Source organism: Pontibacter sp. GD13 (genome assembly GCF_058216355.1).
Window position 1 is genome coordinate 598,646 of sequence record NZ_JBYZMQ010000002.1, and the last position, 22,085, is coordinate 620,730.

20 protein-coding genes and 2 tRNA genes are annotated in these 22,085 nt (G+C 47.3%); 12 read left to right on the forward strand and 10 right to left on the reverse strand.

Translation table 11 applies throughout. From position 1 onward, the window contains the following. Positions 1–62: 62 nt before the first annotated feature. From AC4BAN_RS06215 to AC4BAN_RS06225, 3 genes are all read right to left on the reverse strand, one after another. A complete protein-coding gene (locus AC4BAN_RS06215; RefSeq protein ID WP_490563510.1) occupies positions 63–425 on the reverse strand; it encodes a CoA-binding protein in 363 nt (120 codons plus the stop codon). A gap of 127 nt (positions 426–552) precedes the next feature. Beyond that, entirely contained in the window at positions 553–2,127 is a 1,575-nt protein-coding gene (locus tag AC4BAN_RS06220; RefSeq protein ID WP_490563511.1) for an NAD(P)/FAD-dependent oxidoreductase, read from the reverse strand. A gap of 109 nt (positions 2,128–2,236) precedes the next feature. Further along, on the reverse strand, positions 2,237–3,211 hold the full coding sequence (locus AC4BAN_RS06225; protein WP_490563512.1) for a tryptophan 2,3-dioxygenase family protein: 975 nt from the start codon (positions 3,209–3,211) through the stop codon (positions 2,237–2,239). Between the two features lie 293 nt (positions 3,212–3,504). On the opposite strand from AC4BAN_RS06225, the gene sdaAB reads away from it, so the two are divergent. Genes sdaAB through AC4BAN_RS06245 form a run of 4 tightly spaced genes read left to right on the forward strand, consistent with a single transcriptional unit; the run spans position 3,505 to position 8,064 of the window. Beyond that, positions 3,505–4,182 (forward strand): L-serine ammonia-lyase, iron-sulfur-dependent subunit beta, encoded by a 678-nt coding sequence (sdaAB, locus tag AC4BAN_RS06230; protein WP_490563513.1) that lies wholly within the window; start codon positions 3,505–3,507, stop codon positions 4,180–4,182. 12 nt (positions 4,183–4,194) lie between these two features. Then, a complete protein-coding gene (locus AC4BAN_RS06235) occupies positions 4,195–5,673 on the forward strand; it encodes a TolC family protein (RefSeq protein ID WP_490563514.1) in 1,479 nt (492 codons plus the stop codon). Between the two features lie 6 nt (positions 5,674–5,679). Continuing rightward, on the forward strand, positions 5,680–7,062 hold the full coding sequence (locus AC4BAN_RS06240; protein ID WP_490563515.1) for an efflux RND transporter periplasmic adaptor subunit: 1,383 nt from the start codon (positions 5,680–5,682) through the stop codon (positions 7,060–7,062). A 12-nt stretch (positions 7,063–7,074) separates the two neighbouring features. Continuing rightward, on the forward strand, positions 7,075–8,064 hold the full coding sequence (locus AC4BAN_RS06245; RefSeq protein ID WP_490563516.1) for an NAD(P)H-dependent glycerol-3-phosphate dehydrogenase: 990 nt from the start codon (positions 7,075–7,077) through the stop codon (positions 8,062–8,064). 51 nt (positions 8,065–8,115) lie between these two features. On the opposite strand, the gene AC4BAN_RS06250 is transcribed toward AC4BAN_RS06245, so the two are convergent. Further along, positions 8,116–8,388, reverse strand: coding sequence for a hypothetical protein (locus AC4BAN_RS06250; RefSeq protein ID WP_490563517.1), 273 nt, complete (start codon positions 8,386–8,388; stop codon positions 8,116–8,118). A 319-nt stretch (positions 8,389–8,707) separates the two neighbouring features. On the opposite strand from AC4BAN_RS06250, the gene AC4BAN_RS06255 reads away from it, so the two are divergent. From AC4BAN_RS06255 to AC4BAN_RS06265, 3 genes are read left to right on the forward strand one after another with little or no spacing between them, the layout of a single operon-like run. Further along, on the forward strand, positions 8,708–9,715 hold the full coding sequence (locus AC4BAN_RS06255) for an acyltransferase family protein (protein WP_490563518.1): 1,008 nt from the start codon (positions 8,708–8,710) through the stop codon (positions 9,713–9,715). Position 9,716: 1 nt separating this feature from the next. Next, positions 9,717–10,130 carry a (deoxy)nucleoside triphosphate pyrophosphohydrolase gene (locus AC4BAN_RS06260; RefSeq protein ID WP_490563519.1) on the forward strand — a complete coding sequence of 138 codons (414 nt, stop codon included), beginning with the start codon at positions 9,717–9,719 and terminating at the stop codon, positions 10,128–10,130. A gap of 33 nt (positions 10,131–10,163) precedes the next feature. Next, on the forward strand, positions 10,164–11,558 hold the full coding sequence (locus tag AC4BAN_RS06265; RefSeq protein ID WP_490563520.1) for a methyltransferase RsmF C-terminal domain-like protein: 1,395 nt from the start codon (positions 10,164–10,166) through the stop codon (positions 11,556–11,558). 52 nt (positions 11,559–11,610) lie between these two features. Here AC4BAN_RS06265 and AC4BAN_RS06270 read toward each other — a convergent pair whose 3' ends face one another. Genes AC4BAN_RS06270 through pdxH form a run of 4 tightly spaced genes read right to left on the reverse strand, consistent with a single transcriptional unit; the run spans position 11,611 to position 15,385 of the window. Next, positions 11,611–12,795 carry a class I SAM-dependent rRNA methyltransferase gene (locus AC4BAN_RS06270; protein WP_490563521.1) on the reverse strand — a complete coding sequence of 395 codons (1,185 nt, stop codon included), beginning with the start codon at positions 12,793–12,795 and terminating at the stop codon, positions 11,611–11,613. A 55-nt stretch (positions 12,796–12,850) separates the two neighbouring features. Beyond that, positions 12,851–13,432 (reverse strand): Maf family nucleotide pyrophosphatase, encoded by a 582-nt coding sequence (locus tag AC4BAN_RS06275; protein WP_490563522.1) that lies wholly within the window; start codon positions 13,430–13,432, stop codon positions 12,851–12,853. Then, on the reverse strand, positions 13,398–14,696 hold the full coding sequence (locus tag AC4BAN_RS06280) for a DUF1015 domain-containing protein (RefSeq protein ID WP_490563523.1): 1,299 nt from the start codon (positions 14,694–14,696) through the stop codon (positions 13,398–13,400). The genes AC4BAN_RS06275 and AC4BAN_RS06280 overlap by 35 nt, the downstream gene beginning before the upstream one ends. Before the next feature lie 38 nt (positions 14,697–14,734). After that, positions 14,735–15,385, reverse strand: a complete 651-nt coding sequence (pdxH, locus tag AC4BAN_RS06285; protein ID WP_490563524.1) for a pyridoxamine 5'-phosphate oxidase — start codon at positions 15,383–15,385, stop codon at positions 14,735–14,737. 247 nt (positions 15,386–15,632) lie between these two features. Here pdxH and AC4BAN_RS06290 point away from each other — a divergent pair, with 247 nt between their 5' ends. From AC4BAN_RS06290 to AC4BAN_RS06310, 5 genes are all read left to right on the forward strand, one after another. Beyond that, positions 15,633–16,202 (forward strand): YqgE/AlgH family protein, encoded by a 570-nt coding sequence (locus AC4BAN_RS06290; RefSeq protein WP_490563525.1) that lies wholly within the window; start codon positions 15,633–15,635, stop codon positions 16,200–16,202. Between the two features lie 32 nt (positions 16,203–16,234). Further along, a complete protein-coding gene (locus AC4BAN_RS06295) occupies positions 16,235–18,358 on the forward strand; it encodes a DUF349 domain-containing protein (protein ID WP_490563526.1) in 2,124 nt (707 codons plus the stop codon). A gap of 125 nt (positions 18,359–18,483) precedes the next feature. Then, positions 18,484–18,556 (forward strand) — tRNA-Thr (locus AC4BAN_RS06300). Between the two features lie 56 nt (positions 18,557–18,612). Beyond that, positions 18,613–18,685: transfer RNA gene (locus AC4BAN_RS06305), tRNA-Thr, on the forward strand. A 137-nt stretch (positions 18,686–18,822) separates the two neighbouring features. After that, positions 18,823–19,989: a hypothetical protein gene (locus AC4BAN_RS06310; RefSeq protein ID WP_490563527.1), complete on the forward strand. Its 1,167-nt coding sequence runs from the start codon at positions 18,823–18,825 to the stop codon at positions 19,987–19,989. Here the strand turns inward: AC4BAN_RS06310 and AC4BAN_RS06315 are convergent. Continuing rightward, positions 19,986–21,023, reverse strand: a complete 1,038-nt coding sequence (locus AC4BAN_RS06315) for an ion channel (RefSeq protein ID WP_490563528.1) — start codon at positions 21,021–21,023, stop codon at positions 19,986–19,988. The two genes, AC4BAN_RS06310 and AC4BAN_RS06315, sit on opposite strands and share 4 nt — an antisense overlap. 218 nt (positions 21,024–21,241) lie before the next feature. Beyond that, a complete protein-coding gene (locus tag AC4BAN_RS06320) occupies positions 21,242–22,024 on the reverse strand; it encodes a hypothetical protein (RefSeq protein ID WP_490563529.1) in 783 nt (260 codons plus the stop codon). Between the last annotated feature and the right edge of the window lie 61 nt (positions 22,025–22,085).

The window sequence follows — 22,085 nt, forward strand, 5'->3', positions numbered from 1 at the left end:
TCTGCCTTATTTTATCTTATATACGTTGCGGAAAAAGAGGGGTTTAGCTTGAAATCATTTTTTTAATAGCTATCTGTGGCCAGCATAACCAGGGTACAATGGTGCAGTGTTTCAATGTTCGCATCGGCGGCCATTTTTTCAAACACATGGTTTTCAGTGCCTGGGTTAAAAATAATTCGTTTAGGCTTGAGTGAAAGTACATACTCATACCAGAAAGGCTGATTCTGCGGCCCTACGTAAAGTGTAACGGTATCTACATTCGCGATGGGCTGGCTTTTATCCGTGACAATGGACTGGCCTCCCACTTCAGCTTTTTTTATGCCTACAGGCACCACTTCATGCCCATGCTGCTGCAACCTGTGCACAGCTTTGTAAGCATACCTGGCGGGGTTATCGGAGGCTCCTAACACTACAGTTTTTTTCATATTTAAAATTCTACCTGGTTCTACAAAAGACGCACGCTGCTCAGAAACGAAGTATTACAGCTGCCGCCTTCTGTGTGTTTACGCTGAAAAGTACCAGAAGAGTTTAAAATAAGGAATACTTAGCTGTTCAGGGCACCAAAACCTTAAGGGCAATCTTTTCGGCGCAGCGTTCCCCGTCCATGGCAGCAGACACGATACCTCCTGCATATCCGGCGCCCTCGCCGCAAGGATAAAACCCCTTTACCTGCACGTGCTCCAGCGTGTCGCGGTCGCGTGGAATGCGCACAGGGGAGGAGGTACGGCTTTCCACCCCCACGATCTGGGCTTGGTTGCTCAGGTAGCCGCGCATTTTGCCTCCAAACGCCTTAAAGCCCTCCCGTAAACGATAAGCCATTTCTTCGGAGAACAGCTGATTCATGTCGACAGATACCAGGCCCGGTTGATACGAGGTCTCCAGCAACTGGGGGCTGACCTTACGATCGGTAAAATCTTTTAACAACTGTGCTGGGGCGGCCTGCGTGCCACCTGCCAGGGCGCACGCTTTCTGTTCCAGTTCCTGTTGCATACGCAAGCCCGCGAGGGCACCGTGCTTTTCAATATCCATGTCCTCTAACTCCACGGCCACTACGATGCCGGAGTTAGAGAAACGGGAATCGCGCCGGCTCGGGGACATCCCATTGACCACCACCTCGCCGGGCGCTGTGGCCGAGGGTACGATGAACCCACCCGGGCACATGCAAAATGAGAAGATACCGCGCTGCCGGTTCTTATAGTGTGTCTGGTGCACGAGCGCGTAGCTAGAGGCCGGTAAATACGGCCCCCGCGCCTCACATTTATACTGAATGCTGTCTATCAGGCTTTGCTGATGCTCCACGCGCACACCCATGGCAAAAGGTTTGGCCTCAACCAGGATCGCTTTGGTTTGCAACAGTTCAAAAATGTCGCGGGCACTGTGGCCGGTAGCCAAAATAACCGACTCTCCGGTGTAGGCCTGCCCGTCCTGGGTTACTACGCCGCGCATTTGCCCATGCTCAACTATAAAGTCGGTAACGCGCTTGTCAAAAAGCACTTCCCCACCCGCCGTGCGCACGGTAGTACGAAGCGCCTCGATGATACCGGGGAGTTTGTTGGTGCCTATATGCGGATGGGCGTCGAACAGGATATCCGGCGAGGCGCCGTGCTGCACCAGTATTTGCAGGATGCGTTGCAGGTCGCCCCGTTTTTTAGAGCGCGTATACAGCTTGCCGTCAGAATAGGTACCGGCGCCGCCTTCTCCAAAGCAATAGTTCGAGTCCGGGTGTACCACATGCGCCTTGTTGATGGCAGCCAGGTCACGCCGCCGACTGCGCACATCTTTGCCGCGTTCCAGCACAATGGGCTTAAGCCCGAGCTCGATGCAGCGCAAGGCAGCAAACAAACCCGCAGGGCCGGCCCCCACGATGATCACCGATTTGCTGCCGGAGACATCCGGGTAATGGAAAGATGGGGATATAACATCAGTGGGTGGCGTTTCCAGGTAAACATCGGCTTTGATGCGCACCAACACTTCGCGGCCCCTGGCATCAATAGAACGCTTTACCCGATGCACATACCTTACATCTTCGGGGTAAACATGTGCACTTTTCAGGATCTCCTGTTCGAGTAGTTGCGCATCAAAGGCAACCTCGGGTGACAGTACCAGGTCAAGTTCTTTTTTATTCATGGGGATGGGGTAAGGTAGTTTGCCTTAAACCGAATTAAATGGTGAATACTCTTAACCGCTTTTGAACAAGATTGCAGCAACAGAAGTTCTAAGCCTGCGCTTGCTTCCGTCAATCATCTCCGTTCAGAATTTTCTCCACCCAGCCTTTACCCCAGTCCTCCAGCTCCTGCTCGGAATACAGCTCAGGGTAAAAGATGCGCTTCTGGAATTTAGGAGGGAGGTACTTCTGCCAGTTGGTGCCTCCCGTGGCAGCGATCACTTCAGGGTCGCGCTGCAGGTACCGTACCGCCGACTTGTAGTGCATCAGGGGCCAGTTCACGTTTACATTGCTGTCGAGCTCGCGCAGGGCTTTTTTTACTTTGGGGTACTGTTGCTCTTCCTCGGAAAAGCGCTTGTATACGCTCCATGCATTCTTATGCTGGTATTCCTTGGCAAACTGTATGAGTTCTGCTGTATACTTTTCTTCAAACTGCAGCAGGGTAAGCGTCTTGGCGCCCGAGGCCATTTCGGTGGCTCCGGCTTTCCAATAAATGCAGCCGATCATTTCTTCCTGAGAACTCTCCAGCCCCAGGGCTGCACGCTTAGCCTTGTCAACCAGGTTGCGCAGGTCCGTGGAGGCGATCTCTATCTGCCGGTACTGTGCCGACTGGAAGCCACTGGCAGGCATAAGCGCCATCCGGAACTGCAGGAACTGCTTTGGGTCCATGCCATCTACCATCACATCGAAGGAGTTGATCAGGTTATCGAAATAACGGTTAATCCGCTTTAACCTTCTGATGAACCATTCAACGGTAATGTCTTTATCTTCAGCTATTTGACGGAATTCCTCCAGGCAAAGTTTAAAGTATAGCTCTGTGATCTGGTGATACATGATGAAGATCTTTTCATCAGGAATATTTGTTCTGGGGTTCTGCAGGCTGAGGAGGGTATCCAGGTGAATGTAATCCCAGTAATTCAGGAATTTGGTGTGAAACATACCTTCCAGGTAGGCAGCAAGATCCTGGCCAAGGGGCACGTATTTTTCCTCCAGCCGCTTTAGTTGTTCCAGAACTTCAGGTTTAAAGACATGTTCCATTTCACGCATTTTAATCAATCTTTAGGATGCTGCGAATGACACAAAACTAACCATTTTATAGCACCCATTCACTAATAAACGAGAAATAGCCTGGCATTAGCTACCTGATACCTGGCTTTTGCGGATAGATAGCTTATAAAACGATAGCCGGTTAGCAGGGCCTTTATGGGTTATTGTGTTCTATTTGTAGAGCAAAACACGCTGTTAGTATAAATAAAGCTATTTTAAGGGGTAAATTCTGCGAAACTGGTTGTAAATTCCTAAATTTGGTTTTTACAATATCTGATCTGTTGTTAAGCTACATGGCTGAAAAAAGTAGTGTATTTGATATGATAGGACCTGTGATGATTGGTCCGTCCAGCTCTCACACTGCAGGTGTGGTGCGGATTGCACGTGCTGCCATTCGCATATTGGGAGCTGCCCCCGAAGAGGCCACAATCACCTTTTACAATTCTTTTGCCCGCACCTATGAGGGCCATGGCAGCGACAGGGCAATAGTGGCGGGTTTACTGGATTTTAAAACGGATGATAAACGCATAAAAGAAGCTTTTGACCATGCAGCAGAACGTGGGCTGAAATATACTTTCAAATCTGTCGGAAACGCCTCTACCATGCACCCAAACACGATCAAGTTATACTTGAAGGGTGGGGGAAGGGAAGTAGAAGTAATTGGCCAGAGCAGAGGAGGAGGCGTGATCAACATCGTGGAAGTGGATGGCTTTACCGCCAGCTTCTCTGCCACGCTGCACACCCTTATTATTGATGCAGGCGACGTACGCGGCAGCATTGCATTCATCGCCTCTGTACTGGCGCACGACGATTGTAACATTGCCACTATGAGCGTTTCGCGGAAAGGAAGAAACGAGCTGGCCCGTCAGTTTATAGAAATGGACTCGGGCATAAAACCCATAACGCTGGAGTACATGCGCCAGTTGAGCTGGGTTAAAAATGTGATATATATTCCGAATATCGATCTATAATTTGCTAGCACTATGAAAAAAAAAAATAAACTAATCTTATTCGCCTTAGGTTTTTTAGGTTCTGCCGGCTTTAACGCAGCATCTGCGCAGCAAGACCCCAATGGGGATGGGGCTTGGTCGTTACAAGAGGCTGTGAATTATGGGCTAAGTAAAAACCTGCAGGTGCGCCAAAGCCTACTTAACCGTAATTTAGCTGTGGTTGATCTCAAGCAGTCTAAGTATGAACGCCTGCCTTCTATTAACACTGGCGGTAATTACAACTATAACTCAGGCTCGTACCAGGATCCGGTAACCTTTAGTCTGGTTAACCAAAGTTCTCAAACGGCCAATGTACAGGCTAATGCCAGCATTCCGCTTTTTATGGGTTTCCAGTACACGAACACCATCAAGCAGAACGAGTTGGATTTAAAGGCCAGTGAACAAAGGGCATTAGCTGTACAGAACGATATCACTATCCAGATCATCACGGCTTATCTGAATATACTTTTTTCTGAGGAGCTGATCAAAACATCGATGCAGCAGCGTGACCTAACAAAACAGCAGCTGGATAGAACCCGCATTTTGTTCAAAGCCGGCAGTGTTGCAGAGAACTCTGTCCTGGATCTGGAATCACAGCAGTCTTCCGATGAGTTGTCCATCATCAACGCAGAGAATCAACGCGACCTGACACTCGTGTCGCTAATGCAGTTGCTGAACATTCCCGTTACCCCCGATTTTAAAATCGAAATACCTCTGATTCCTGACCCGGATCAGGCACCAGTACTCGTTAACGGGCAGCAGGTTTATGAAATTGCCGAATTGGAGCAGCCAGCTATCAAAGCAGCCGATCTTCAGGTGCTTAGCGCCGCCAAAGGCCTGGAGATTGCCAGGGGCGCCTATTACCCCAGGGTTAGTCTGGTTGGCGGTATTAGTAGCAGGTACTCTAACACCAGTAAGTTTTTAACAGGGCGCGAGATCATCGATAACGGATACATCCGGCAGGACTTTTACAGTGACCCACAGGGAGAACAACTGGCCCGCACCGTATTCCTGCCCAGCGTGGCATTTCAGCCTGTTTATGGCGACTACCCGTTTTTTGACCAAATCGGTGATAATATTTACAAGCAGGTGGGAGTACAGCTCAGTGTACCCATCTTAAATGGTTTGCAGGCGCGTAGCAATGTGCAGCGGGCAATTATAAATGAGCAGAATGCGCGCTTGAATGCCGATATCGCCCGCGATAACCTGCGCCAGACAATAGAGCAGGCGACTGTTGATGCCCTGGCTGCCAGGCGCAAATATGTTGCTGCCAAAGAGCAACTCAGGGCAGCTGAAAAAAATTACCGGAATGCCCAGCTCCGCTTAAACAGCGGCGTGATAAACACGGTAGAATTTAACATAGCGGCCAACAACTACCGTGCTGCACAGTCTAATTTACTGCAGGCCAAGTATGAATTCACATTTAAACAAAAGGTACTAGACTTTTACCAAGGAAAAGAAATCTCTTTATAAAAAACTATGGCAAAGAAAAAATCAAAGCTGATCCCCATCCTGGTTGGCGTACTTTTATTTCTACTGTTTGGAATTATTGGCGCAAAAAAAGCGGGTTGGATAGCACAGGACGAAGGAACAGAAGTTGTTCTGGCCGAGGCTAAAAAAGTAGAGATTGTTGAAAAAGTGAGTGCTTCCGGAAAGATACAACCCGAGACAGAAATTAAGATCAGCCCGGATGTATCCGGTGAGATTATTGAGTTGAATGTGGAAGAAGGGGACTCTGTCGTCAAAGGGCAACTGTTATTGCGCATTCGGCCTGATAATTACCAGTCTTTTGTAGATGCGCAACAGGCAAGCGTGAACTCTTCACGTGCAAACCTGGGGCAGTCGAAGGCGAGGCTGGCCCAATCGCAGGCAAACCTGGCGCAGGTTAAGCAGAACTATGACCGCAACAAGTCCTTGTTCGACCAGAAAGTTATATCGCAGGCGGAATGGCAGCAGATTGCCGCTAATTACGAGTCTGCCCGGCAGGAAGTAGAGTCGTTGCGCCAAAGTGTGCGCGCCTCCGAATTTAATGTGCAGAATGCGCAGGCATCGTTAAAGGATGCCCGTGAAAACCTGAACAAGACCACTATTTACGCCCCCGCCAGCGGAATTGTATCCAAACTGAACGTGGAACGGGGCGAAAGGGTGGTAGGCACCTCGCAAATGGCCGGTACGGAGATCATGCGCATTGCTAACCTAAACAATATGGAGGTGCGCGTAAACGTGAACGAAAATGACATCATTCGGGTAGCGCTCGGAGACTCCGTGATCGTAGAGGTGGATTCGTACGCCAGTAAGGACGAGAAATTCAAAGGGGTTGTTACATCCATTGCCAATACGGCCCGCGATGTTGCCAGCCTGGAAGCAGTGACGGAATTCGAAGTGCGGATTCGCCTTATCAATGATTCCTACAGCCACCTTTCCAAAACCAATGCCAGACCCTTCAGACCTGGGATGACGGCATCAGTAGACATTATCACCGAAAAGAAATCCGACGTTTTATCAGTTCCGCTTTCAGCCGTGACAACGCGATCTGCCAACCAGGAGGAAAATATCCCTGGGGAAGAGCAAAAAGATGCGAACGCCGAAAAGGATTTACCAAAAGCACCTGTTAAAATAGAGGAAGTTGTTTTTGCCTACGACAGTGCTAGCAACGCAGTGAAAACGGTAAAGGTTAAAACCGGCATAAGCGATTTTGAGAACATTGAGATAGTTAGCGGTCTAAAAGCAGGTCAAAAAGTTGTATCGGGTCCGTTTAGGGCTGTATCAAAAACACTCAAAGACGGGGCTAAGGTAGCAGTGAAAGATGCCGCCACGCTGGACAAAGCCGCCATTGCTGCTGAAACAAAGGACGAGAACTAAGAAAAATCAGTATTGGAAAAAGTAGCCGTTTTAGGGGGAGGGAGTTGGGCCACGGCCTTGGTTAAGATTCTCTCTGAGAACCGATCGCAGATTCACTGGTGGATGCGCAACCACAACGATGTGCAACACTTGCTAAATTACAGGCATAATCCGCGCTATTTAAGCGGCGTTTCCTTTGATTTGGATTTTGTTAAACCCTCTTCTGACATCAAGGAAGTAATTGCCGCTGCAGATTGGGTGATACTTGCCGTTCCGGCCGCTTTCGTACAACAGGCATTGGCAGATCTTCCTCGCAATGCTTTCCGCGACAAGGTGGTGGTTTCGGCGGTAAAAGGTATGATTCCGAAACAGAACATCCTGATCACGGATTATATGGAGCGTGAGTTTCAGGTTCCGAATACACATCAACTCGTGATTGCCGGGCCATGCCATGCAGAGGAAGTAGCCTTGGAGAAACAATCATACCTGACTATTGGATCGCATGACCTCGGTACTGCCGATCGTTTCTGTGAGATGCTGCGCAACCGTTATGTTAAAGCCAACCCCCTAGATGACCTGGATGGGGTGGAATACTGCGCGGTGATGAAAAACATCATTGCCCTGGCCTGCGGAATAGCCCGCGGTTTAAACTATGGCGATAATTTTCAAGCAGTACTGGTATCAAATGCCATGTTTGAAATTGAACGATTCCTGGATGCCATTATGCCTATTCACCGTGATTTAAGTGGTTCTGCCTACCTTGGTGATCTGCTTGTTACGGCCTATTCACAGTTTAGCCGTAACCGAACCTTTGGCAATATGATCGGAAGGGGATATACAGTTAAGTCAGCACAGATAGAAATGAACATGGTGGCGGAGGGGTACTATGCCGTGCAAAGCATTTATGAGCTTAACAAAAAGCTAGGTGTTAACATGCCCATTACAAAAGCAGTTTATATGATACTGTATGACCGCATTTCGCCAACCGTGGAATTCGAAATTCTTAAAGAACAATTCAAATAAACATCCGCGGCACCTGAGCAAAAAACTCACTTTGCTGGGATTGCGTTTGGCTCAGGTGGCTTTAGCATGCCACATCACGTTATCCCCCATGGCCCTGTAAATGGCCATTATGGCAATAGCAATAGCTTGTAATATCACATAAAAATTGCAGAAGTACAGTATCTCTGTCACATACAATGTATGGAGTTCCTTTAGCTCCAGCAAGTATAAGGTCAAGCTTGTCATAAGTCCGCTGGTAACAGCCAGCAGCACCGATCGGTGTAAGGTTCTGGAAGGCAATTTATCAACGAGGGTCTGGCTTTTCAGGTGCCAGTGCAAAGGCATAACCTTACGGGATCGAATTGCATGCCGGGTTGTTTTGGTAACTATCCAGGCTATCAGGAAGCTAACAGCAATGCTGTAAATGAACAAATAATTCGATAGGCTACGCGGGCCCCATACCGGCACGAGTCTATATCCTAGCCATAAGACAGTCACTGCGACAGTGTTGAATAGGGCAGATACGATGGCAGCCACACTACTTATAAGCAATACAAATTTATAATTGAGATTTAAACCCATACGTTACGTTTGTACTCTTTTTATACTGCAGATTCGTTACTTTTGATTTACAAACAGATTGGTATCCGATTATCTGCTTTAGATGAAAGTATATTTACAGCAAATCGACATCTTAAAAGGGTTGAGTATTATAGCAGTTATCCTGCTTCACTCTTTACCGAAAGAAGTGCTGTATACTAGTTATGCCCCCTTTCATATATGGCAGGCGGTGCCCCTGTTCATGACACTTATGGGCCTGAACCTGGGTTTGAAGATGAGTACAGAGCAACCACGCGTACAGCCACTCTATACTGACAGCTATTTTTACCGGAAAGCCTCCCGAATACTTGTACCGTACCTGCAGGTTTTTCTGATGGCCTATGTGCTAGGGCTACTTTGGGGATTTGTTTTTAACAAAGACGTAATCTCCATTAATCTCTATTCCCTGGTTGGACTGCTTCCTGTAACTGGCGAAGGCAATTATTTCATCACCCTGCTATTTCAATCCATACTTTTATTGCCCCTTATCGGGTACCTGCTTAACAAGAATGCTATCCTGACAACGTTACTTTTAATAAGCCTGGAAGTCGCCTTTCTTTGGTGGGGCAGCCATATTGCCTACTTTAACACTGATAACTATTTGTACAGTGCGGCCTTTCCGAGATACTTCTCGTCCGTTGCATTCGGGTATTGGCTATCGAAATGGCCCTTTGGCAAAGTGAATCGCACTTACTTGATTATGTTATTTGTTACAGTGGGTTTTCTAGGTATAGTTTATCTCTATCTGGTAGGCTATACTTCCTATACACTACCCTTCATCAGGCAAGATTGGAAACTGCAGAACTTTATGTCTTTTGGTTACGCCGCCTTTTTAGTGTGGATGGGATTGATGCTATTTCCGCAAAACTCCAGCAGCCTCTTCTTGGTAATACTTACACGCTTGGGACAGGCTTCTTATCATATTTTCTTGGTGCAGGTACTATACTTTGGCCTGATACCTGACCAAAGTATAGGTTGGCTCAACCTTATCTTTTGCCTTGGCTTAGGTTATACTTTTTATGAACTAGAGAAACCAGAACGGGTCGTAAAAGGCTTGAGAATAAAATTTTGACATGGTTCAAAGAAAGCTAGTGCATTTACAAGTAGTATGTGGCATTATTGAGAGAGATGGACTTACCTTAATCACACAACGCAGCAAAGAAATGTCGCACCCCCTGTTATGGGAATTTCCGGGGGGTAAACTCGAAAGGGGTGAATCAGAACGGGAATGCCTCCAACGTGAAATACAGGAAGAGCTGAACATTCAGGTCAGGCCTGGCAAAATGCTCTCCCCGGTGTATTATAGTTACCCTACTAATACCATCCAGCTCAATCCTTACATATGCTCGTTCCAAAGTGGTGTTATCCAATTGCTGGAGCACCGGCAGGCAGTATGGGAAAAGGCAAACGCGCTGCTTCAGTATGACTGGAGTCCAGCCGACCTTCCCATCGTCAGGGAATATATGTGCTTGAAGTCCTCATTTTAATTACAGGCTATTAGCTGTACCTTTGTTATACTTATGGAACTCCCTATCGCATTTAAGGAACGCATGCAAGATATGCTGGGTAACAGCTTCGCATGTTTTGAGGCTTCCCTGGCACAAGCCGCCCCAGTCAGCATCCGGATGAATAGTGCCAAAATCAGCGCTTTGCCCGATTTACCAGAAGTTCCATGGGCCAGGCAAGCTTACTATTTAGCCAAACGGCCTCTTTTTACATTAGACCCACTTTTGCACGCCGGGGGGTATTATGTGCAGGAAGCCAGTTCCATGTTCCTGGAGCAGGCGCTAAAACAGGCAGTTAACATACAGGAACCTTTGCGGGTACTTGACCTTTGCGGCGCACCCGGAGGCAAGTCCACGCACCTGGCAAGCCTGCTCTCTGCAGATAGTTTGTTGGTAACCAACGAGGTGATCAAAAGCAGGGCAAGTATTTTAGCTGAAAACGTAACCAAATGGGGCAGTGGCAATGTGGTGGTTACCAACAACGATCCACGTCAGTTTTCCAGGCTACCTGATTTCTTTGACGTGGTGGTCATCGATGCGCCCTGTAGCGGGGAAGGGATGTTCAGAAAAGACCCAAAGGCTATGGAGGAATGGTCAGAGGACAATGTCAACCTTTGCGCCCAGCGGCAACAGCGCATTCTGTCCGATGTATGGGAAACACTCAGGCCGGGTGGCGTAATGGTCTACAGCACCTGTACCTGGAATACAGCAGAGAATGAAGAGAATATGACCTGGCTGGCTACCCAGGAATGCGCAGTAAGTGTAAAAATTGATTTAAAGCCAGCTTGGGGCATAGAAGCCTCCCAGTTGAATGGCATCGAGGGCTATCGATTTTATCCGCACCGTGTGCAGGGTGAGGGCTTCTTTTTGGCCGTACTGCAAAAAGCGGGCACAGCGGAGGCGCATGGCCACAACACCAAAAAGAAGAAACACAAGGTAACGCTGGCCGGTAAAAAAGAACAGGCACTGGTACATAATTGGCTTCAGGAACCGGAAAGGTACAGCTGGCTGCAATGGGGAGAGCTGCTATCTGCTATTCCCACCATTCATTTTGAAGCACTGGATGAGCTCTATCAAAACATGCACGTCATTTATGCAGGCACCGAAGTTGCCGAGGTAAAAGGGAAAAAGCTTAAGCCTGTGCATTCCCTGGCGCTGGCACAACATCTGAACAAGGATTTCTTCCAGGTGGCTGAGCTTAGTCTGGAGCAAGCATTGAAGTACCTGCGTAAAGAGGATATAATGCTGGAAGGAGGGGGCAACGACTGGGTGCTGCTGCAGTACAAGCAACTGCCATTGGGCTGGGCCAAGCAAATTGGGAACCGTGTAAATAACTATTACCCGAAGGAATGGCGCATCCGGATGGAGTTACCGGATGCGCTTCCTGAAAATAACTGGCTCAGTAATTAGCCTTTTAAATTTTATTTGAATCTGGCTTGGGGTGCCAAATACTCCGAGTGGGCTACTCCACAAAGAGCACAAGGCCTTTTAAATATTCGCCCTCCGGGTGAAACACAGAAATCGGGTGATCTGCTGGCTGCGAGAGGTGGTGCATGATCTTGATTTTTCGGCCTGCTTCTATGGCAGCTGCCATTACAGTACTGTTGAATAGATACTTATCCACAACCTGGGAGCAGGAAAAAGTAAAGATGATCCCGCCGGGTTTTATTTTTTTCATTGCCTCCGCGTTCAGTCGCTTATAGCCCATCAGGGCATTGTGGCGTACTTTCTGGCTTTTGGCAAAGGCCGGAGGGTCCAGGATGATCACATCATAAAGGTCCTCTTTGCCTTTCAGAAATTCAAAGGTATCCATGGCAAAAGCCGTATGCCGTTCCGGGTGCTGGCTTAATGCAGCATTTTTCTCCGTCAGTTCGATCGCCTTCTTGGATACATCCACAGAATGCACCTCTTTTGCCCCGGCATTTAAGGCATACACCGAAAAACCGCCGGTATAGCAAAAAGTATTAAGCACCGTTTTGTTTTGTACATAGCGGGCCAGCAAGGCTCTGTTTTCACGCTGATCGATGAAAAAACCCGTTTTCTGGCCTCCTTCCCAATCTATAAAGAACTCATTCTCATTTTCCGTCACCACAACACCCCCTGAAGTGGCGCCAAAGAGATAGCCGTTCTCAGGAGTTACCGGTGCTTTGGCGGGAAGCGACTCAGCGCTTTTATCGTAAACGGCGGTAAGCGAGGAGCCATATATTTCCTGCAGTGCCTTTGTTATATGGTCACGCACCAGGTACATACCCACAGAATGCGTTTGCACCACGGCTGTGTCTTTGTACACATCCACTATCAGGCCAGGCACCCCGTCGCCCTCCGCATAGATCAAGCGGTATACATCCGTATGCGGATTATCTATAATGCCCAGGCTTTTCCTGTAATCGTAAGCAGCCTGAACCTTGCTTTTCCAAAAGGCATAGTCCGGCTCAACCTGCTCAAAAGAGATGATGCGCACCGCGATGGAGCCGGGAGCATACTGGCCCATCGCCAGGAACTCCTGCTTGTGCGAGTATACTTCCACCACTTCTCCCTCGCTTGGTTCGCCGTCCATTTTCCGGATGGCACCCGAGAATACCCAGGGGTGCAGGCGTTTTAAGGAGTGCTCTTTGCCAGGTGCCAGGAATAATTTTATTAAAGCCATTGAATTTGCTGCTTGTTAAACATGTAGTAAAGGCACAAAGGTAAAAAGGATAATTTTAGTAAGTGAGGTACCCTGCTTCTATTAAGTTAGCATACAGTTTTTGTACCGGTAAGCCCACTACATTAAAATAGGAGCCCTCAATGCGTTCGATACCCACCATGCCAACCCACTCCTGAATGCCATAAGCGCCTGCTTTATCAAAAGGCTTGTAGTGGTTGATGTAAAATTCGATTTCACCGGCACTCAGGTCTTTAAAATATACCGTAGTAGTGTCATGAAAAGTAATCCTCCTTTCCTTAGAAAGCAGGCAAACGCCGGTAATTACTTGGTGGGCGCGGCCTGACAATTGCCGCAGCATCTCAGCCGCCTCGTGGTGTGTTTGCGGTTTGTTGAGCACGCTGTTGCCCACACATACAATGGTATCGGCCGTGATCACAAGTGCATCCTGCAGCTCTTTTACATAGGCATCAGCTTTCTGGTTTGCCAGGAACTCAGCTATGGCAGCCCCTTTCAGATCAGCAGGATACTCCTCGTGCACTTGCTTTACGCGCACGGTAAAATCCAGGCCAAGGCCCGTCAGCAGTTCCCGCCGCCGGGGCGAGTTAGAAGCAAGCAGCAGAGGCCGTGATAAATTCATCGTTTTTGATTGAACTGAATAAAAATCCGCAGATTACCTTTGGATAGAAAAAAGTTGACTTCTGTGGCATGATTGCCCCACTGTAGCAGACCCGTTTCACCTGTTCCATCGATACATCGTTGGTGATCAGGGCAAGGCGCGCGACCTTGGCATTTACTTTACTGATACATTCTGTAAAGTTCCTGACATAGCTCAGGCCAGCATAATTTCGCTGGGCCTCCCGGTCTATACCCAGCACCTTTTCAAAGATAAAGTAATGCATCACGGTCAGGTCCAGGTCTTTTACCTCCTGTGGTATATCCCATTCAATGAGCGCATGCGCTTCGGCTTTCAAACGCAGTTTATATGCCTGCCCATTTAAGTAAAGCCCGAAAGCCCAGTTTTTACCCAAAATTACCTCATTTAGCTCAAAGGCATCCTCCAGGTGGGTTATGGTAAAATATTGCTGCAGTTTATCCAGGAATTCCTCATCCGGCATATCAATTTGCTTCAGCAAGCGATGTGTGGGCAAAATGCGCAGGTCATCGTGTTCTGAGTTGGTGAGGTACATCAAGTGGTAATTATAAGGCTCATACCCCGTGTGCTCCGGGTTCAGTGCTGTCATCCGCTTGCGGTATTCAAGCGACCCCTCGTAGCGGTGATGCCCATCGGCCAGCAATACTTGCTTTTGCTGCAACGTGCGCAGAAATATGGCAATCACATCGTGGTCGTGGATAACGGCCAGCACATCCCGCACTCCCTGGTAATCCTCCGTTACATAGATCGGGGATTTTATGCTTTCGTCCATAAAGGGTTCCAGCGCAAAGGTGGTGTCAGTGTAGAGTCCGTGTGTTGGGCTGGTGTTGAGCTCCGTTTTGTCTAAGAGCGCTATCCTGTCATTAACGGCACTGGGAATCGTGTTTTCATGTCGTAACAGCACGCGCTCATCCCAATCGTAGGCTTTAATGTTGCAGATAAAACCCTTGCGGCAATATTCCTGGCTAGCTCCCGGAAGCCGGAAGTATTGATAGTAAACATAAATGCCCGGTAATGGATCCTGAACTAAAATGCCTGCATCCTTCCAGTTTTCAAGCAGGTCAGCGGCTTCCTCGGCAGGGTCTGCGCCCCTTGGAACAGAAAGGTGAATGCTGTTAAGGTTGTTTTTATAAAGCGCCTCACGTTGCTTTTCGGATACTACATCAAACAAGGGGCAAGTAAGCTCCTCAATGTTCTGAACTAGGCTGTCGTTGTAGCGCCATGCCTTAAAGGGGAGTATTTCGGCCATAAACTTTCTTAGCGTGAAATGAATGAGCAATAGGAAGATCAGGGAGCAAGTCGTTTCCGCACCCAGCCATTTTCCGTTTTTTCATACGTGATGCGATCGTGCAAACGGTTAGGCCTACCTTGCCAGAACTCAATCCGAACCGGGCGTAGCAGATATCCGCCCCAGTGCGCAGGGCGCGGAATAATTACGGCATCCGCAAACTTAGCCTTGTAAAGCGAATCAGCATTCTCTAATACATCACGGTCTTCAATTTCCTGACTCTGTGGTGAGGCCCATGCTCCGATCTGACTTCCTTTGGGCCTGCTGTGAAAATACGCATCAGATTCATGCTCCGAAATCTGCACTACAATACCCTCAACGCGCACCTGCCGTTCCAGCGTAGACCAGAAAAAAGTCATAGCTGCATGCGGGTTTTGGGCAAGCTCCTTTCCTTTGCGACTATTATAATTAGTAAAGAACGTGAAACCGGACTCATCAACCTTTTTAAGGAGCACGATGCGTGCCGAGGGTTGCCCCATTTCGTTTACTGTTGAAAGCACAAAGGCTGTCGGTTCATCCTCGGCTGCGTTAATGGCCTCTTGCAGCCACACCTGAAACTGCCGTTCCGGATCTTCCAGCACCGTACTTTCAGTGAGCACTTGTTTAGAGTAGTTTTTTCGGAGGTCTGCAATGTTAGGAGTCAATGACATGAATTTTCTTGATTTTATCAAAATTATAAAAATATTCGCGGTTGATGAATAATAAATTACCACAGTAAAAACATAAAACACTAAACAATGGTAATGTGGGGGAATGCATACCAATTTTAACTGGATTGCACCCGACTGTTACAATCTGGTGTTGTTTGCGTAATAAATACTAAACCCCTTTGCACAGACATGGTTTTTTGAAAGTAAAAACTTAGCATGGCTGCGCTGATAACGACATATATAACCGATGGGAGAAGAGAACCAAATGAAGCCGCAAAGTGGAAGCTTACTGATTTCAGAACCCTTTTTAGGCGACCCCAACTTTGAGCGTAGTGTGGTATTGCTGTGCAGCCATGACGAGGCACAGGGCACGTTCGGGTTGGTCTTGAACCAATTGTCCAGTCTTAAACTGACGGACGTAATGGACCTATATAACGACTCTTTTGACGTAGCGTTGGGTATTGGAGGGCCTGTACAGCATAATACCCTACATTACATACACAGAATCCCGGATTTGCCGCAGGCCGTTAAACTAGGGGAGGGGTTGTATTGGGGCGGTGATTTTGAGCGGCTACGCACATTAATAGATTCGGCCTTAATCACGACCTCCGATATTAAATTCTTTTTAGGTTATTCCGGCTGGACATCAGGTCAGCTGCAAAAGGAGATAGATGAAAATGTTTGGATTGTAAATAACGCTGCTGCGAAGAAATTATTTAAATTGGAGGCAGATAAGCTATGGCGGAGTGTATTGCGCCAGATGGGTGGCAAATTTAAAGTGCTCTCCAACTACCCGGTAGACCCGCGACTGAATTAATCGCCTTAACGTTGTACCTATAAAAAGTACTCATGACAACTGAAAATAAGAACATTGACACCACCGGAGCTGAAGCAAATAAGCCTGAGCAAAAAGAGACCGAAAACCAGCCAGAAAAAGAAGCACAGCTGGAAAAGGTGGAAGAACGCCTGGCCGATATAGAAGCCGCCAAGGCAGGGCCAGAAGAGCAGGGAGTGCCTAAAGAGGAACAACCAGAAATAAAGCCAGAACTTTCTGGGGAATCTGAAAGCGCAACCTCTGAAAATATAACACAGGCTTTCGTAACAGCGAATACTAATATTGTAGATAAAGATGAAATCGGTTCAGATATAGCAGCAGCACCGGTGCCATCGCCGGATACAGTTGAGCTGAGAAGAGACAGTTCAACTCCTGCCTCGGAGCCTGCTCATCAGGAGCATGACGAAGACGAGGACGAGGAAGAAAGCACAGACTATAGCCATCTGTCGTTGGAAGAGTTACGGCAGCAGCTGCATACTTCCTTAAAAAGTGCCGATGCGGCTAAACGCTACAGGGCCATCAACGAGATACACAGACATTACGATCAGAAATTTCAGTCGGAACGCTCCGAAGCGCTGGAAAGGTTTAAACAGGAGGGCGGCACCGAGGATGATTTTGAGTACCATGCCCCTAAAGAACATCAGGACCTGGAGTCATTACTGGTCTCTTACCGTGATTCCCGGCACCAGCAACGCCAGAATGCGGAAAAGCAACGCCATTCCAACCTGGAGCGCAAGCAACAGATCCTGGCTGAGCTACGCACTTTGGTGGAATCCGCTGAAACCAAAAACAGCTACGAGGAGCTTAAAAAGCTACAGGCCGAATGGAAAAACCTGGGTCCTGTACCTGCTGGAACGGCCCAGGAACTCTGGGATTCTTACCACGCCTTGCTAGACATTTTCTACAATAACAGAAGCATACTCTTTGAGCTGAAGGAACTGGACCGCAAGCGTAACCTGGACGCTAAACTGCAGCTGTTGGACCGCGCGGAGGCCTTGGTTAACGAGGAATCGGTTAACAAAGCCTTACAGGAATTGCGCCATCTGCATGAGGAGTGGAAAAATATCGGCCCGGTTCCCAACGAGCAGCGCGATGCCATTTGGGATCGGTTTATACTTGCTTCTGAAAAAGTGCATGAAAAAAGACGCGCCTACCAGGGCGAGCGTCGTGAGAAGGAGATGGGAAACCTACAGAAGAAACGCGCTATCTTAGAGCGGCTGCAGCAATTCCAGAATTTTAACACTGACCGCATCAACGACTGGCGCGATAAGACCGATGAGATACAGAAGCTAAAAGAAGAATGGGATGCCGCCGGATTAGTGCCCAAGGAAAATGCCGAGGAGGTGAATAAAAACTTCTGGGGAAATTATAAAGCGTTCTTCCAGCATAAGAACCAGTTCTTTAAGGGGTTGGATGAGCAGAAAATGCAGAACCTGCAGTTAAAGACTGCTTTGTGTGAAGAGGCTGAAAACCTGAAAGAAAGCACCGACTGGAATACGACAAAGGAAAAGCTGATTCAGTTACAGAAAAAATGGAAAACCATTGGCCGTGTTCCGGATAAATATTCTGATAAGATCTGGCAGCGCTTCCGGGCTGCCTGCAACGAGTTCTTCGATCGCAAACAGTCTGTAGAGCAACAGAAAACGGTTGAGCAGGACAAGCTCTCTGCCGAAAAACTGGAGCTATGCGAAAAGATCGCCACTATATTAGCCCAGCCGACAGCAACGGGTTCGCTGGAGGAGTTTGAGGGTTTCAGGCAACAATGGAGTGATCTGGATAAAGACAACAAACGCACCAGTCCGAAGGCTGAGGACAAGTTCCTTGCCCTGATGGAGAAATATTTAGAACGTGTGCCCGAGTTATCCCTACAGGAACGAACCGACCTGTTGGTTAAACTGCAGGTAGATCGGATAAAGCACAGTCCGGATGCAGGACAGAAGCTACACCAGCGGGAGCAGACGATTCGCCGTGAGATATCGCAGCTACAGAACGACATACAGACACTTCGTACCAATATCGAGTTTTTTGCCCGCTCAAAGAACGCGGACAAGCTTCGGGAAGAGTACGAAGGCCGCATCGCGGACGCACAAAGTCGTATTGAAAAGCTGCAGCATCAGCTAACCGCTTTCAGGCAGTAAAAATTAAAGCCTGACTTTCAAAAGTTTATATAAAGCCTTGCAAATTTATTGGTGGAGTATTTGGAACATATGAAACTTCGCTATACTTTTGCAACGCTTTAAAACACCAAAGCAGCCCAATTAAAGCCTCCTTAGCTCAGCTGGTAGAGCAACTGACTTGTAATCAGTAGGTCGCTGGTTCGATCCCGGCAGGGGGCTCTTCTTGGAAAAGCAGCAAGTGTACTTCTACTGCTTTTTTCTTTCACAAAGTACACGCCTCCTTAGCTCAGCTGGTAGAGCAACTGACTTGTAATCAGTAGGTCGCTGGTTCGATCCCGGCAGGGGGCTCACGCAGAGCAAAGCCTTCAGAAATTTTTCTGAAGGCTTTTTTCGTTTCATAGCTAACGCAAAGCACATGGGGTTGCACAGGCATTATGTTTTTTTTAAGATAATGACTTATTTAGCACCCTGATCATAAAAATACCATGCAACTAATTGAGGTAAATACCCCGGAGCTGGCACAGGAATTCCTGATGGTACAGGTGAGGCTGTATAAAAAGGACAAGAACTATATCCGCCCCTTGGATAAGGACATTAACAATGTGTTTGATCCGAAAAAAAACAAACTGCTCCGCGACAGCGAAGCGATCAGGTGGATATTAAAAGACGCCGCCGGAAAATCGATTGGCCGCGTGGCTGCCTTTGTGAATAAAAGAACGGCTAACACCTTTGAGCAACCCACAGGCGGCATGGGCTTTTTTGACTGTACAGACAACCAGCAAGCAGCGAACATGCTTTTGGATGCCTGCAGACAGTGGTTACAGGAACGTGGTATGGAGGCCATGGATGGGCCGATTAATTTAGGAGAGCGCGATAAGTGGTGGGGGTTGTTGGTGGATGGCTTTTACCCTCCTAACTACGGCATGCATTATAATTTTCCGTATTACCAGCGCCTGATCGAGAACTACGGCTTCCAGTTATACTTTAAACAGTATACATATTACAGGAGGGTGGAAGACCCGCTTACCGAAAAATGCAATGAGAAAGCACAGCGGGTGTTACAAGACAAGTCCTACCACTTCAGGCACATGGATAAAACCAACCTGAAAAAATATACCGAAGATTTCAGAACTGTCTATAATTTGGGCTGGGCCAAACATGAAGGGGTAAAACCCATGAGTGAAGCGCAAGCAACCATTATTATGAATACCCTAAAACCGATCATTGATGAACGCATCATGTGGTTTGCGTATTACGACGAGCAACCTGTGGGTTTTTTTATCGCTATTCCGGAGTTAAACAAACTATTCCGCTATGTGGATGGCAATATGAACCTTTGGGGCAAGCTGAAGTTTGCCTTTCATCGTTGGAGGGGCGCCTGCACCACCATGTACGGCATCGTATTTGGCATTACCCCCGAACACCAAAGCAAAGGGGTAGAAGCTGCCATGGTAGTAGCAGCGGGTAAAGTGGTACAACAAAACCCAAGCATCCCTTACCAGGAACTGCAAATGAACTGGATCGGAGATTTTAATCCGAAGATGATGCATTTGGTAGAGCAGCTTGGTAGTCGTATTTACAAAACCCATGTAACGTACCGCTATCTGTTCGATAGAACGAAAGAATTCAAAAGAGCGCCTATTATTCGCTAAATCATAGAAGGCAGGTCCATTTTTAGGTTGAAAGCCTTGTTGTCTACCTCGTCCCACTTCCAGCCTACATTATCGATCATGGCCTTAAGCGTACGCCGTCTAAGGTCCAGGTGATTGATTTCGTGGGGGTCAGGTACTTTCATCGGGATGCCTGACTGCCGCAACGCAGCCATATCCAGGTCAGGTGCTTCAGAACCATCCGGATGAAGGAATATTGCGTTGAGTGACTCAAGGAATGTCGTGATCGCTTTCCTAACAGGAAACATGTATTGCCTGTCCGGGTGATACGCTTCCGGCACATAGAGCAGTAGAATGGTGAGGGCCTCGTCCAGGGCGGCCAGGTTGGGTAGAAGCGCCACACTCTTCTCATTGTGATGAAAATAATGTAAAACAGGGTAAGCCAGGTGCAACTGTCCCTGCTCGGCTATGCTTTGCGCCAGGCCACTAAGGTGCTCCTCTAAGCGTTTGAAATTTTCTCCATTCCAATTGTTAAGGAGTATTTGTGGCGCACTATCCCCTATAGAGGCAATGCGAATACTGATACTGCGGCGTTCAGTTACGGCCGAAAGAACAGGTACCATGTATGAAATAGCAATGGTAATCAATATTAGTCCGGAGAAGGAGATAAATGCGGAGTAAATACGCCATCCATCAGTTCCACCTTTAAAATCGCCGTTGCCTAAAGTAGACAGGATGTAACCGGTAAAATAAATGCGTTCTTTAGCATCAGCTGGTACATTGGTCGTACTGTTTACTACGGCTTCCGTATCAGACATAAAAATAAGTAAGTTGCCCGACCAAAGCAGCATTACCCAAACGATCAGCATAGTGCAGACGATAACGATGCCAGCCCCGTTTAAATAGGAACGTTTGCCGGTAATCCTGCATAAAAACCCAAAGCCCTTCCAGACAAGCGTTGTTATGGTTCCGCTGATAAAACCCGACCCTCTGGGCGCAAAGGTTGTGAAGATAAGATCATAAGAGGTAACTGCTACGAGGCAAGCTCCAACTATAAAATAGGTAAGATGGTCCATGATACCTGGTAAAGGGTTGAGTGAGCCCTACTAGGGAACTTATACCTTTTACTAGCATAACATGTTATGCTTTCAGCTCCGGGTGATGAGCGGTTGCCTGTTTTATGGAAAAAATAGAGACATTATAAAGGCATTAGCATCGCAGCGATCATAGGGATTTTATACAGTAGGTTTAGCCGTGAGCAGCTATATGCTTCTGCCTTTCCCTGGCAACTGACTTATAAAGTATCGTAATAGGTTAATGCTTTAATCCAGCCTTGAGGCGTGGTAGCATCTAATCTTTCTTTAACCAGGTATTGTTTCATAGCGGTTTCTTTATCACCAAGGGCAGCAAGCAAATTCCTTTTATTCAATTTAACTAAGGCGGGTTCTTGCTTAGCACTTACAAAAAAGTAGGCCTCGTCTCTTATAAATTCATCACTCTTTTGCTGTGTGCCATAGCCACTATTGGCCATGGTGCTGGCTCGTAAAACACGCGATGTCACTTTCTGAAGCAGAGAGGTTTTTCCTTCGTAAAGCACTACCATAAAAATATCGCGTAACTCATTCTCTTTGGTGTTCAGGTCTACAAAACGCTTAAACTCAATGGTTTCATTTTTTTGATTTGTTAAGGTAAAACCACTTACAACGTTATTAAATAAGGCTAAGGAATCGCCTCCAGCCTTTAAAATGATGACCTCATTTTTGTAAATATTATATTTGGCTGTTACGTTTTCAAATATCTGGTTCTTTGTGGTGAAGATAGATGCTTTAGACCAATCTGTATAGAAATATGGCGACCCTGTTATCTCAAATTTTTCCGGGGCAATGGTGCGCATAAAGCCATCGGTACCTAAAATGTTATTTTGATTTAGAGCGCCAACCGGTGCTTGTGCATTTGCAGCAAGCATCAGCAAGCTTAGGCCCAGCGTTAAAAACATCTGTTTTGGAGTGTTTCGTCTAAGATTCATTTTCAGGTTGATAGGTTTATAAAAAAATAGTTGATCGTTCGTAATACTCATTATTTGGATTTTAACCTGGGCGTCTCTACAGACACATACACTGGTATTGTTAATCTTAAAA

Bases quoted from the DNA above. Each gene is read 5' to 3' on its own strand.
- AC4BAN_RS06215 (WP_490563510.1), bottom strand. From the start codon at position 425: ATGAAAAAAACTGTAGTGTTAGGAGCCTCCGATAACCCCGCCAGGTAT.
- AC4BAN_RS06270 (WP_490563521.1), bottom strand. From the start codon at position 12,795: ATGGCTTTAATAAAATTATTCCTGGCACCTGGCAAAGAGCACTCCTTA.
- AC4BAN_RS06255 (WP_490563518.1), top strand. From the start codon at position 8,708: ATGAAAGTATATTTACAGCAAATCGACATCTTAAAAGGGTTGAGTATT.
- AC4BAN_RS06265 (WP_490563520.1), top strand. From the start codon at position 10,164: ATGGAACTCCCTATCGCATTTAAGGAACGCATGCAAGATATGCTGGGT.
- AC4BAN_RS06280 (WP_490563523.1), bottom strand. From the start codon at position 14,696: ATGGCCGAAATACTCCCCTTTAAGGCATGGCGCTACAACGACAGCCTA.
- AC4BAN_RS06240 (WP_490563515.1), top strand. From the start codon at position 5,680: ATGGCAAAGAAAAAATCAAAGCTGATCCCCATCCTGGTTGGCGTACTT.
- AC4BAN_RS06250 (WP_490563517.1), bottom strand. From the start codon at position 8,388: ATGCCTTTGCACTGGCACCTGAAAAGCCAGACCCTCGTTGATAAATTG.
- AC4BAN_RS06320 (WP_490563529.1), bottom strand. From the start codon at position 22,024: ATGAGTATTACGAACGATCAACTATTTTTTTATAAACCTATCAACCTG.
- AC4BAN_RS06235 (WP_490563514.1), top strand. From the start codon at position 4,195: ATGAAAAAAAAAAATAAACTAATCTTATTCGCCTTAGGTTTTTTAGGT.
- AC4BAN_RS06275 (WP_490563522.1), bottom strand. From the start codon at position 13,432: ATGAATTTATCACGGCCTCTGCTGCTTGCTTCTAACTCGCCCCGGCGG.
- AC4BAN_RS06315 (WP_490563528.1), bottom strand. From the start codon at position 21,023: ATGGACCATCTTACCTATTTTATAGTTGGAGCTTGCCTCGTAGCAGTT.
- AC4BAN_RS06310 (WP_490563527.1), top strand. From the start codon at position 18,823: ATGCAACTAATTGAGGTAAATACCCCGGAGCTGGCACAGGAATTCCTG.
- AC4BAN_RS06290 (WP_490563525.1), top strand. From the start codon at position 15,633: ATGGGAGAAGAGAACCAAATGAAGCCGCAAAGTGGAAGCTTACTGATT.
- sdaAB (WP_490563513.1), top strand. From the start codon at position 3,505: ATGGCTGAAAAAAGTAGTGTATTTGATATGATAGGACCTGTGATGATT.
- AC4BAN_RS06225 (WP_490563512.1), bottom strand. From the start codon at position 3,211: ATGCGTGAAATGGAACATGTCTTTAAACCTGAAGTTCTGGAACAACTA.
- AC4BAN_RS06220 (WP_490563511.1), bottom strand. From the start codon at position 2,127: ATGAATAAAAAAGAACTTGACCTGGTACTGTCACCCGAGGTTGCCTTT.
- AC4BAN_RS06260 (WP_490563519.1), top strand. From the start codon at position 9,717: ATGGTTCAAAGAAAGCTAGTGCATTTACAAGTAGTATGTGGCATTATT.
- pdxH (WP_490563524.1), bottom strand. From the start codon at position 15,385: ATGTCATTGACTCCTAACATTGCAGACCTCCGAAAAAACTACTCTAAA.
- AC4BAN_RS06295 (WP_490563526.1), top strand. From the start codon at position 16,235: ATGACAACTGAAAATAAGAACATTGACACCACCGGAGCTGAAGCAAAT.